Below are 10,949 nucleotides of genomic sequence, written 5' to 3' on the forward strand. Positions count from 1 at the left end.
TACGCAGGCAACGGCGTCATGGATGCAGTGGCTGGCGCGCCTGCCCCACTCCCGAAGCACGTTCTGGCTGGACCGGCAGATGCCCCGTGACGCGACCCAGGACGAACCGGCCCCCCTTGACCACCGCGCCCCTTCGGCCTACCTTGTGCTCGCCGAAGGTATCCATCTCTTCATGCAGATGAAGGGATGGGTTTAAACGGGAATCCGGTGAAGGCGCCTTGCGCGCCCATTCCGGAGCTGCCCCGCAGCGGTGAATGGAAACGAATCCTGCCAACAGCACTGGGCATCCGCCTGGGAAGCGGCAGGTACTAGGAGGGCGTGCGCGCCCGTGTCCATCAGCCCGAATACCGGCCCCGGCCGGGGAACACGACCGTTCCCCGATTCGACCTGGAACGTCCGCGGGGAGGTTGCCGGGGCCTGCCGCCATGCCGCCAGCATGGCGCCGCCCCCGTGCGTCCGCTTCGCGGCATCCGGTTCGCCCGCGGGGGCGAAGGTCGCTGGCGGGGCGGGCACGGCAGCAATGGCGTGGACGGCGCGCGGTTCCTTCGTTCCTCAATGCCCCTACGCAATGAGGACACGTTCCAATGACTACCGTTACCAACCTGGGTTTTCCGCGCATCGGCGCCAAGCGCGAGCTCAAGCGCGCGCTGGAGGCGTACTGGTCCGGCGAGAGCAGCGCGCAATCGCTGCAGGACACCGCCCGCGCGCTGCGCGCCCGCCATTGGCAGCTGCAGCGCGAGGCCGGGGTGGACGTACCGCCGAGCAACGACTTCAGCCTCTACGACCAGGTGCTTGATGCCGCGTTCCTGTTCGACGCGATTCCGGCGCGCTACCGCGCGCTGGCCGATGCCGACCCGCTGGCCGGCTACTTCGCCCTGGCCCGTGGCGTGCAGCGCGATGGCCACGACCTGCACGCGCTTGAAATGACCAAGTGGTTCGACACCAACTACCACTACCTGGTGCCCGAGCTGCAGGCTGGACAGGGCTTCGCACTACGCGGCGACAAGCCGTTGGCCGAGTATCGCGAAGCCCGCGCGCTGGGCATCCAGACGCGGCCGGTACTGCTGGGCCCGGTGAGCTTCCTGCTGCTGTCCAAGACCGTGGATGGCAGCCCGGCGCTGGATCTGCTGGACGCGCTGCTGCCGGTCTACGTCGAGCTGCTTGGCGCCCTGAAGGACGCCGGCGCCGAGTGGGTGCAGCTGGACGAGCCGCTGCTGGTGCAGGATCTGGACGAGACGGCACGCGCCGCCTACGTGCATGCCTACGCCACGCTGGCCACCGCGCCGCGCCCGAAGGTGCTGCTGGCCACCTACTTCGGCGCGCTGGACGACAACCTCCCGCTGGCGGCCTCTTTGCCCGTCGATGGCCTGCACGTGGACCTGGTGCGCGCACCGGAACAGCTGGATGCGGTGATCAAGGCACTCCCGGCCGGCCGCGTGCTGTCAGCTGGCCTGGTCAACGGCCGCAACATCTGGCGTACCCATCTGGACAACGCGCTGGTGCTGGCGCGCTACGCGCATGGCCACCTGGGCGACCGGCTGTGGCTGTCCCCGTCGTGCTCGCTGCTGCACAGCCCGGTGGACCTCGCGCTGGAAACCAGGCTCGACGATGAGCTGCGCGGCTGGCTGGCCTTCGCACGACAGAAGCTGCAGGAGCTGCGCCTGCTCGCCGACGCCATCGATGGCGCCGCGCATGCCGAGGCCGGGCTGGCCGAGGCACGGGCCCGCATCGAGTCGCGCCGGCAGTCGCCGCGCGTGCACAAGCCGGCCGTCGCCGCGCGTCTGGCCGCGCTGACCCCGGCCGATGCGCAGCGCCACAGCCGCTACCCGCAACGTCACCTGGCGCAGGCGGCCGCCCTCAAGCTGCCGCGCTTCCCCACCACCACCATCGGGTCGTTCCCACAGACCCTGGAGGTGCGTGAAGCGCGTGCGCGCAACAAGACCGGCAAGCTCTCCGATGCCGACTACGATGCCTTCCTCGCCACCCAGACCGAACACTGCGTGCGCGTGCAGGAGCAGATCGGGCTGGACGTGCTGGTGCACGGCGAGTTCGAGCGCAACGACATGGTCGAGTACTTCGGCGAGCAGCTCGATGGTTTCGCGTTCACCAGGAGCGGGTGGGTGCAGAGCTACGGTTCGCGCTGCGTGAAACCGCCGGTGATCTACGGCGATGTGACCCGTCCCCAGCCGATGACGGTGCGCTGGTCGCAGTACGCGCAGTCGCTCACCGACCGGCCGATGAAAGGCATGCTGACCGGCCCGGTGACGGTGCTGCAGTGGTCGTTCGTGCGCGATGACCAGTCGCGTGCCGCGACCTGCCGGCAGATCGCGCTGGCCCTGCGCGATGAGGTGCTGGACCTGGAAGCGGCCGGCATCGGTGTGATCCAGATCGACGAACCGGCCATCCGCGAGGGCTTGCCGCTGCGTCGCGCGCAGTGGCGCGAGTACCTGGACTGGGCGGTGGAAGCGTTCCGGATCAGCGCCAGCGGCGTGCGCGACGCGACGCAGATCCACACCCACATGTGCTACTCCGAGTTCAACGACATCATCCATTCGGTCGCCGCAATGGATGCCGACGTGATCTCCATCGAGACCTCGCGGTCGCGCATGGAGCTGCTGGATGCGTTCGTCCGCTTCCAGTACCCCAACGAGATCGGTCCGGGCGTGTACGACATCCATTCGCCGCGCGTGCCGGACAAGGAGGAGATGCTCGCGCTGCTGCGCAAGGCCGCCGAGGTCCTGCGTCCGGAGCAGATCTGGGTCAACCCGGACTGCGGGCTCAAGACACGCGGCTGGAAGGAAACCCGCGCCGCCCTCGACGCACTGGTGGCCGCAGCGCGCCAGCTGCGCGAGGAAAGCGCCGACGCCAACGCCGCCTGACCCACCGCCACGCCTGGCCCCAAAGACCGCGCCGCCGCCGTTGCCGGCGGTGCGGTCGACGAGACATCGCATGACACTGCCTCACACCCCCCCGATCGACCGCCCCACTCTCACCCTGCCGGGTGGCCACACCAGGCTGCTGCTGCATTCGTGCTGCGCCCCGTGCTCCGGCGAAGTCATGGAGGCGATCACCGCCTCGGGCATCGATTACACGATCTTCTTCTACAACCCCAACATCCACCCGGTGAAGGAGTACGAACTGCGCAAGCAGGAGAACATCCGCTTTGCCGAGAAACACGGCGTGCCGTTCGTCGATGCCGACTACGACACCGACAACTGGTTTTCACGCGCACGCGGCATGGAGAACGAGCCCGAGCGCGGCATCCGCTGCACGATGTGTTTCGACATGCGCTTTGTGCGCACGGCGCTGTACGCGCACGAACACGGCTTCCAGGTGATCAGCAGTTCGCTGGGCATCTCGCGCTGGAAGGACATGAACCAGATCAACGACTGTGGCCACCGCGCCGCCGCGCACTACCCGGGTATCCAGTACTGGGATTACAACTGGCGCAAGGGCGGTGGCGCCGCGCGCATGATCGAGATCAGCAAGCGCGAGCAGTTCTACCAGCAGGAGTACTGTGGCTGCGTGTACTCGCTGCGCGATGCCAACCGCCACCGCCGCGAGAACGGCCGCGAGCGGATCAGAATCGGGGTGCTGTACTACGGCGACGGCACATCGCGACCGGGCGACGACGACTGACCGCCACCGGGGCGTCGGCTAGACTGGACGCCCCGCCTGCGTGATGCTGCCATGAACCGCTTTCCCACCGATGTCGCCCTGATCGTGGTCGATCTGCAGCCGGACTTCATGCCCGGCGGCGCGTTGCCCTGCGAAGACGGCGATGCGATCGTAGCGGACATCGCCGCGCTGCTGGCACAGGGCCGCTATGCCACCGTGGTGGCGACCCAGGACTGGCACCCGGCCGATCATGCGTCGTTTGCCAGCCAGCATCCCGGCCACGCCCCGTTCGAGCAGATTGCCCTGCACGGCCACCCGCAGACGCTGTGGCCGGACCACTGCGTGCAGGGCACGCCCGGCGCCGCATTGCACGCCGGCGTGGACTGGACGCCGGCGGCGATGATCCTGCGCAAGGGACGCAACCGCCACGTCGATTCGTACAGCGCCTTCCAGGAGAACCACGACGCCGATGGCCAACGGCCACCCACCGGGCTGGCCGGCTGGCTGCGCGAACGCGGTATCGCCGAGGTGCATGTGTGCGGCCTGGCACGCGACTACTGCGTGCTGTGGACCGCACAGGATGCGGCCGCCGCCGGCTTCCGCGTGGGCTATCTGTGGGCGCTGACGCGCCCGGTCAGTGCCGCCAACGACGATGCCACGCGCGCGGCGCTGGCGGCCAGCAGCATCACGCTGCGCTGAGGGGTACGCCGCCGGCTCAGGCCTGTGGCGGCTGCTTGGCGGCGGCCTTGCGCTGGCGCTCGGCTTCCAGCCGTGCATTGCGCTGGAACACCCACACCAGCAACCAGATCGAACCGCCCACCACCACCGCGCATGCACCCAGTACGGCCAGCAGCTTCACCCACACCATCGGATCGGTATTCATCGCGCACTCCATTGCAGGACAGGGACCGGAGCATAGCACCGGCCACCGCGATCAGCGGAACACCACCGTGCGGTGTCCATTGCGCAGGATGCGATGCTCGACATGCCGCCGTACCGCGCGCGCCAGCACCTGCGACTCGGTATCGCTGCCCAGCCGCACCAGATCCCGCGGGGTCATCGCGTGGTCCACGCGCGCCACGTCCTGTTCGATGATCGGACCTTCGTCCAGATCGTCGGTCACATAGTGCGCGGTCGCACCGATGATCTTGACCCCGCGTGCGTGCGCCTGGTGGTACGGCTGCGCGCCCTTGAAGCTGGGCAGGAAGCTGTGATGGATGTTGATCGCCCGCCCTGCCAGCGCCTGGCACAGGCGCGGCGACAGGATCTGCATGTACCGCGCCAGTACCACCAGATCGATCTTCTCGCGTTCGACCAGGTCAATGATCTGCTGCTCCTGCACGGCGCGGTTGTCGGCGTTCACCGGCAGGTGGTGGAACGGGACACCGTAGGAGCCGGCGAGAGCGGCGAAGTCGGTGTGGTTGGAGGCCACCGCCGCGATATCCACCTGCAGCTGGCGGCTGTGCGCACGGAACAGCAGGTCGTTGAGGCAATGCCCCTGCCTGCTGACCAGCACCAGCAGCCGTGCCCGACGACGCGCATCGTGCAGTTGCCAGTCCATCGTGAACTCGCTGCCCAGCGTGGCCATGCGCGCTTCCACGTCTGCCAGCGACCGTTCGGCGGCGCGATCGAAATGCACGCGCAGGAAGAACCGGCCGCTCTCCTCGTCGCCGAACTGCTGGGCATCGAGGATGTTGCAGCCCAGCTCGAACAGCAGGCCGGACACGCGGTAGACGATCCCGGTACGGTCCGGGCATGACAGGGTGAGGATGGAATCGGGGCGCATCACGGCAGTGTAAGTGAGCGCCCTCCGTAGCGGGATGGTTGCTCTCAGCTGCAACCATTGGCCTGCGGTGCGTTCAACGCGGCGGATGCACGGTCAGTGCCACCAGCCGCATCACCAGCGGGCGCACCACCAAGATGCAGCAGAACGCAGTGGGCATGGCCAACCGGTACGCACCGAACACGCGGGCGGGATAGTGCGCGTCCAGCCCGGCGTTGGCGGCGGTGATCACCAAGCACATCAGCATCGCCATGATCGAGGCCATGAAGAAGGCGAACACGTAGGGCGTGGAGCGGCTGCCGAGCTTCCAGCGACGGGCCGGCAGGGTCTGCGGAGGGAGCGACATGCGGAGCGATCCGATCAAGGGCAACCGGCGGTTGCGGGACCGGCACGATAGTCAGGGCAGCGGGGGGCCGGTAGACCGCGACGGATTGGCTCTTTATAAAGACAATCTTTGCAATGACCGGCCTTGATTGGCGCCATCATGAACATTCTCCAGTCAATCCGCAGTTTCATCCGGACCGCCGACGCCGGCAGCCTGGCCGCCGCCGCGCGTACGCTCGGGATCAGCCCGGCGGCGGTGGGGCAGAACATTGCGCGGCTGGAAGCCCACCTGGGCGTGCGCCTGTTCAACCGCACCACCCGCACGCTGGCGTTGACAGAACGCGGCGCGCTGTACCTGGCCGAAGTACGCCACATCGAGCGCGATCTGCAGCGGGCGCAGGCTGCCGTGACCGATCCGGAGGCGACCCCGCAGGGCCGCCTGCGCGTGGCCAGTACCGCTGCATTCGGTCGGCACGTGCTGGCCCCGCTGCTGCCGGCCCTGCAGGCGCGCCATCCGCGGCTGGAGATCGAACTGCTGCTCACCGACCGCGCAGTGGACCACGCACGCGAAGACGTGGATGTCAGCCTGCGGATCGAACAGCAACTGGTGGACGGGATCGTGGCGCGGCCCATCGCGCAGGTCCCGTTCGTGGTCTGCGCGGCGCCCTCGTACCTGGCGCAGGCAGGGACCCCGTCCACGCCGGATGCGCTGCGCGACCATCGCTGTCTGGTGTTCCGCTACCCGGTGGACGGGCGCCTGCTGCCGTGGGGCTTCGTGCGCGACGGCATCCGGTTCGACGCCGGGATGCGCCCTGCGCTGGTCTGCGACGACATCGATGCGCTGGCCGCGATGGCGGCCGCAGGCGGCGGCATTGCCCGGTTGGCCGCGTTCGTGGCGGCGCCGTGGCTGTCGCGTGGCGAACTGCAGGTGCTGTTCGCCACCGGCGACGGTGCCCGCACCTCACCCGAGCCGATGCGGCTGTTCCTGTGCGTCAGCGACCGTCGCGACCTCACGCCCAAGGTGCGGGCGTTGATGCAGGCCCTGCTCGATGCGCTGCCCGAGGCCTGGCGGGTGGACACGGTCTAGGGGGCCGGCGCTGCCGGAAGAACCCCGGCAGCGAAGAGTACGGCTGAGCAGTATCGAGCGATGTGTTTCAGTCCCTTCCCCTCACGCATGTCGCGGCAAGCGAGCCGCACGTGCCGTTCTACGCGAGGGGAATTCTCTCGTCTGTGACTCTGATGGCCGACATCAACGTATCGATGGGGAGTGGATTGGACATATGCACTTCCAACCAGATCCGCTGACGCCGCCCTGGACACGTGCGTCCGTGCCGGCCCTCCGGTCTCAGCCCTCCGGCGCGAGAAACACGCCGCGTGCTTCGCGCGGCTCGCAGCGCAGGTACTGCGGTGCCGGGGCGAGTGAGTCGCCCAGGGCGGCGGCGGCGTGCCACGGCCAGCGCGGGTCGTAGAGGATGCCGCGGGCGAGCGCGATGGCGTCGGCGTGGTTGTGGCGCAGGATCGATTCGGCCTGCGACGGATCGGTGATCAGACCCACCGCGATGACGGGCATTTTGACCTTGGCCTTGATCGCCGCCGCAAACGGCACCTGATAGCCCGGCTCCTGCGGGATCTTCTGGCGCGCATCGAGGCCGCCGCTGGAGACGTGCAGGAACTGGCAGCCGCGCATGTCCAGGATCTGGGCCAGGGTGCTGCTCTGCTCGATGTCCCAGCCACCGTCGACCCAGTCACTGGCCGAGATGCGCACGCCCACACTGATGCGGTCGGAAACCGCTTCGCGCACGGCGTCGAACACACGCACGAGCAGGCGCATGCGGTTTTCCAGCGAACCGCCGTACGGGTCCTGGCGCTTGTTGCTCAGGGGCGACAGGAACTGGTGCAGCAGGTAGCCGTGCGCGGCATGCAGCTCGATCAGATCCAGCCCGGCGCGCTCGGCGCGGCGCGCGGCGGTGGCGAAGGCCTCGACCACGGCATCGATGCCGGCCTCGTCCAGCGCCTCGGGCACGGGGCCATTGGCCGCGAACGGGAGCGCGGACGGGGCGTGGGTGGTCCAGGCGCGCGGGTCGCTGGCCGGCAGTGCGCCGCCGCCGTCCCACGGCCGCGCCGAGGACGCCTTGCGCCCGGCGTGGGCGAGCTGCACGCCCAGCGGCATCGGCGACCAGCGCTTCACCGCATCAATCACCTTCGTGAGCGCGGCCTCGGTGGCGTCGTCCCACAGGCCCAGGTCGGCCCAGCTGATGCGGCCCTCGGGCAGCACGGCGGTGGCTTCCAGGATCAACAGGCCGGCCCCGGACTGCGACAGCTGACCCAGGTGGATCTGGTGCCAGTCGTTGGCCAGGCCATCGGTGGAGGAGTACTGGCACATCGGCGCGATGACGATGCGGTTGGACAGCGACAGCGGGCCAAAAGAGACGGGAGAGAAGAGCTGACTCAAGGGGGACTCGGGGGAGGAAGAATGAAACCGGGGCGTTATTGCACTCCGATGTGGGCGTGCAGGCAACCTTGTGTGTGGAACGGTGTGGCCAGCGGGGCAGAGCCCCGCTCTACCAGAGCGGGGGACGGGCGGCTCATTGGGTGGAACGGTGTGGCCAGCGGGGCAGAGCCCCGCTCTACGAGGCGGGCCGTGCGCTTCAGGCCGATGCGTTCGCCGGCAGCAGGAATGAGAGGGCGGCCGCGCAGGGCTGCTCCACCTTGAGGGTGAGCAGGTCGTCTGCACGGGTGCGGCCCAGGTTCAGCGCGGCCACCGGCAGGCCCGCGTTGGCGGCGGCCTGCACGAACCGGAAGCCGGAGTAGACCATCAGCGACGAACCCACCACCAGAACGGCGTCGGCCTGCTGCAGGTGGGCGTGCACGGCGGCCACGCGCTCGCGGGGCACGCTCTCGCCGAAGAACACCACGTCGGGCTTGAGGAGGCCGCCACACTGCGCGCAGGCAGGTACCTGGAAGGTGTCGAACGCCACGCCCTCCAGATCGGCGTCGCCGTCCGGGGCCTGCGCTGCGTCCAGGTGCTGCCAGTCGGGGTTGTGTGCCAGCAGGATGTACTGGAACGCCTCGCGCGGAATGCGCGCCTCGCAGCCCATGCAGCGCACCTGGTCCAGCCGGCCGTGCAGGTCGATGACGCCCACGCTGCCGGCGCGCTGGTGCAGCCGGTCCACGTTCTGGGTCAGCAGCACCTCCACCTGCCCGCGCGCCTCCAGCGCCGCCAGCGCGGCGTGGGTGCCGTTGGGCTGGGCCTGGCCGAAGCGGGGCCATCCCGCCAGGCTGCGCGCCCAGTAACGCTGGCGGGTGGACAGCTCACCCATGAAGGCCTGGTAGGTCACCGGCGGGGTGCGCTTCCACTGGCCATCGGCATCGCGGTAGTCGGGGATGCCCGAGTCGGTGCTGCAGCCGGCGCCGGTAAGCACGAACAGGCGCCGGGCGCGGTCGATGAAATCGGCGAGTGCGGGGGTCATGGCGATCAGATGGGGGCGCTGCCGGGCCGGCGCAATTGCCCTCAGGGCCCGGGAATGGGCTCGGGCAATGCCGGCACGGCGACCGGCTGGCCGGCGTCGTCCAGGGCGATCATCACGAAGTGGCCACGCGTGCAGAGTTTGCGCTCGCCGTTGTGCAGGTCTTCGGCGATCAGCTCCACTTCCACCTTCATCGAGCTGCGGCCCACCTCGACGATGCGGCCGACGGTCTCCACCATCTGTCCGATGCGGATGGGCAGCTTGAAGTCGACCTGGTCCGAGCGGGCGGTGACCACGGTGCGGCGCGAATAGCGCGCGGCGGCAAGGAAGGCGGCCTTGTCCATCCACGCCAGCGCCTGGCCACCGAACAGGGTGCCCATGTGGTTGGTGTGGTTGGGGAAGACGATCTCGGCCATGCGGACTTCGATGGGCGGGACGGTGTCGGGGGAAGCGGTCATGGGGGCGGCCGGTACATGTGGGGTCGCGCGGATGATACGGCAGGCGCAGTGAGCGGGTGGCGGGTACCGCCAAACAGACAGCCCCGGCCAGGCCGGGGCTGTCTGCTTCACGCACGGCAGCGTGGGATCAGAACGACATGTCGAAGGCGACTTCGCCCTTCACGCCAACCTGGTAGGCCGAGGAACGGCGCTCGAAGAAGTTGGTCAGTTCCTGCACGTCCTGCAGTTCCATGAAGCTCAGCGGGTTGCGCACGTTGTACTTCTTTTCCATGCCCAGGCGGTGGAAGTGGTTGTCGGCGCAGTGCTGCAGGTACTGGCGCATGTCGCGGGTGGAAATGCCCGCCACGCCGCCGGAGAGCACGTCTTCGGCGAACTGCACTTCGCATTCGATGGCTTCGGCGAGCATGTCATACACCTGCTGCTTCATCGCATCGTCGAACAGGTCCGGCTCTTCCTCGCGGATCACGTCCACGCATTCAAAGGCGAACTCCATGTGCGCGCTTTCGTCGCGGAACACCCAGTTGGTACCCGAGGCCAGGCCGTTGAGCAGGCCACGCGAACGGAAGTAGTACACGTAGGCGAATGCAGCAAAGAAGAACAGGCCTTCGATGCACGCCGCGAAGCAGATCTGGTTGAGCAGGAACTGGCGGCGCTCGTCACGGGTCTCGATGCGCTTGAGGTTCTGGATCGAGTCGATCCACTTGAAGCAGAAGTCGGCCTTCTTCTTGATCGAGTCGATGTTCTCCACGGCGTCGAACGCCTTGGCGCGTTCGTCCGGATCGGGCAGATAGTTGTCGAGCAGGGTCAGGTAGAACTGCACGTGCAGCGCTTCTTCGTACAGCTGGCGCGACAGGTACATGCGCGCTTCGGGCGCATTCAGGTGCTGATACAGGTTCAGCACCAGGTTGTTGGACACGATCGAATCGCCGGTGGCGAAGAACGCGACCAGGCGGTGGATCAGGTGGCGCTCGCCCGGCGACATCTTGCCATGCAGGTCGCTGATGTCGATCTGGAAGTTGATCTCTTCCACTGTCCAGGTGTTCTTGATCGCGTTGCGATACATGTCATAGAACTGCGGGTAGCGCATCGGGCGCAGAGTCAGTTCAAAACCGGGATCGAGCAGCATTTGACGGGGCTTGTCGGCCATGAGGGCAGTCCTTGTTTCGGTTGGCGGCGTCCCGGGGGACGCGTCGAAAGACCCGCGCGTGTGCGCGGCGGGCTTCCGGCACGGCAGGCGCCGGAGCGCCTGCGGTGACAGCGGTGTTGGTGGTGTCGATCAGGTTCCGTACCGACCAGCAG

General features: G+C 68.1%; 11 protein-coding genes and 1 riboswitch. Of the genes, 4 read left to right on the forward strand and 7 right to left on the reverse strand.

Translation table 11 applies throughout. From position 1 onward, the window contains the following. Positions 1 to 139: 139 nt before the first annotated feature. A riboswitch (cobalamin riboswitch) is annotated at positions 140 to 371 on the forward strand. Positions 372 to 584: 213 nt separating this feature from the next. From metE to pncA, 3 genes are all read left to right on the forward strand, one after another. Further along, entirely contained in the window at positions 585 to 2,879 is a 2,295-nt protein-coding gene (metE, locus tag OC534_RS10065) for a 5-methyltetrahydropteroyltriglutamate--homocysteine S-methyltransferase (protein ID WP_262071740.1), read from the forward strand. 70 nt (positions 2,880 to 2,949) lie between these two features. After that, complete coding sequence (locus OC534_RS10070; protein WP_262071741.1) at positions 2,950 to 3,639, forward strand: epoxyqueuosine reductase QueH; 690 nt, start codon at positions 2,950 to 2,952, stop codon at positions 3,637 to 3,639. Between the two features lie 51 nt (positions 3,640 to 3,690). Further along, entirely contained in the window at positions 3,691 to 4,317 is a 627-nt protein-coding gene (gene pncA, locus OC534_RS10075; protein ID WP_166472476.1) for a bifunctional nicotinamidase/pyrazinamidase, read from the forward strand. A gap of 16 nt (positions 4,318 to 4,333) precedes the next feature. Here the strand turns inward: pncA and OC534_RS10080 are convergent, their stop codons facing one another. The 3 genes from OC534_RS10080 to OC534_RS10090 form a co-directional block, all read right to left on the reverse strand. Then, positions 4,334 to 4,501: a hypothetical protein gene (locus tag OC534_RS10080; RefSeq protein WP_262071742.1), complete on the reverse strand. Its 168-nt coding sequence runs from the start codon at positions 4,499 to 4,501 to the stop codon at positions 4,334 to 4,336. Between the two features lie 51 nt (positions 4,502 to 4,552). Then, entirely contained in the window at positions 4,553 to 5,404 is an 852-nt protein-coding gene (gene purU / locus OC534_RS10085; RefSeq protein ID WP_026070900.1) for a formyltetrahydrofolate deformylase, read from the reverse strand. Positions 5,405 to 5,477: 73 nt separating this feature from the next. Further along, positions 5,478 to 5,747, reverse strand: coding sequence for a DUF2798 domain-containing protein (locus OC534_RS10090; RefSeq protein ID WP_017356872.1), 270 nt, complete (start codon positions 5,745 to 5,747; stop codon positions 5,478 to 5,480). A 138-nt stretch (positions 5,748 to 5,885) separates the two neighbouring features. Here OC534_RS10090 and OC534_RS10095 point away from each other — a divergent pair, with 138 nt between their 5' ends. After that, positions 5,886 to 6,812 (forward strand): LysR family transcriptional regulator, encoded by a 927-nt coding sequence (locus OC534_RS10095; protein ID WP_026070901.1) that lies wholly within the window; start codon positions 5,886 to 5,888, stop codon positions 6,810 to 6,812. Between the two features lie 258 nt (positions 6,813 to 7,070). Here OC534_RS10095 and OC534_RS10100 read toward each other — a convergent pair whose 3' ends face one another. From OC534_RS10100 to OC534_RS10115, 4 genes are all read right to left on the reverse strand, one after another. Next, positions 7,071 to 8,177 carry an NADH:flavin oxidoreductase/NADH oxidase gene (locus tag OC534_RS10100; RefSeq protein WP_136006629.1) on the reverse strand — a complete coding sequence of 369 codons (1,107 nt, stop codon included), beginning with the start codon at positions 8,175 to 8,177 and terminating at the stop codon, positions 7,071 to 7,073. A gap of 196 nt (positions 8,178 to 8,373) precedes the next feature. Beyond that, complete coding sequence (locus OC534_RS10105) at positions 8,374 to 9,195, reverse strand: NAD-dependent protein deacetylase (RefSeq protein WP_166472474.1); 822 nt, start codon at positions 9,193 to 9,195, stop codon at positions 8,374 to 8,376. 41 nt (positions 9,196 to 9,236) lie between these two features. Beyond that, positions 9,237 to 9,650, reverse strand: a complete 414-nt coding sequence (locus OC534_RS10110; RefSeq protein WP_017356697.1) for an acyl-CoA thioesterase — start codon at positions 9,648 to 9,650, stop codon at positions 9,237 to 9,239. Positions 9,651 to 9,777: 127 nt separating this feature from the next. Further along, positions 9,778 to 10,797 carry a ribonucleotide-diphosphate reductase subunit beta gene (locus OC534_RS10115; RefSeq protein WP_017356696.1) on the reverse strand — a complete coding sequence of 340 codons (1,020 nt, stop codon included), beginning with the start codon at positions 10,795 to 10,797 and terminating at the stop codon, positions 9,778 to 9,780. Positions 10,798 to 10,949: the final 152 nt, after the last annotated feature.

Source organism: Stenotrophomonas sp. Marseille-Q5258 (assembly GCF_946900935.1).
Lineage (GTDB): Bacteria > Pseudomonadota > Gammaproteobacteria > Xanthomonadales > Xanthomonadaceae > Stenotrophomonas > Stenotrophomonas nematodicola.

What these genes read in the sequence shown, in the direction of transcription:
- metE (WP_262071740.1), top strand. Translation starts at nt 585, where the DNA reads ATGACTACCGTTACCAACCTGGGTTTTCCGCGCATCGGCGCCAAGCGC.
- OC534_RS10070 (WP_262071741.1), top strand. Translation starts at nt 2,950, where the DNA reads ATGACACTGCCTCACACCCCCCCGATCGACCGCCCCACTCTCACCCTG.
- OC534_RS10095 (WP_026070901.1), top strand. Translation starts at nt 5,886, where the DNA reads ATGAACATTCTCCAGTCAATCCGCAGTTTCATCCGGACCGCCGACGCC.
- OC534_RS10105 (WP_166472474.1), bottom strand. Translation starts at nt 9,195, where the DNA reads ATGACCCCCGCACTCGCCGATTTCATCGACCGCGCCCGGCGCCTGTTC.
- OC534_RS10080 (WP_262071742.1), bottom strand. Translation starts at nt 4,501, where the DNA reads ATGAATACCGATCCGATGGTGTGGGTGAAGCTGCTGGCCGTACTGGGT.
- OC534_RS10115 (WP_017356696.1), bottom strand. Translation starts at nt 10,797, where the DNA reads ATGGCCGACAAGCCCCGTCAAATGCTGCTCGATCCCGGTTTTGAACTG.
- purU (WP_026070900.1), bottom strand. Translation starts at nt 5,404, where the DNA reads ATGCGCCCCGATTCCATCCTCACCCTGTCATGCCCGGACCGTACCGGG.
- OC534_RS10110 (WP_017356697.1), bottom strand. Translation starts at nt 9,650, where the DNA reads ATGACCGCTTCCCCCGACACCGTCCCGCCCATCGAAGTCCGCATGGCC.
- OC534_RS10090 (WP_017356872.1), bottom strand. Translation starts at nt 5,747, where the DNA reads ATGTCGCTCCCTCCGCAGACCCTGCCGGCCCGTCGCTGGAAGCTCGGC.
- pncA (WP_166472476.1), top strand. Translation starts at nt 3,691, where the DNA reads ATGAACCGCTTTCCCACCGATGTCGCCCTGATCGTGGTCGATCTGCAG.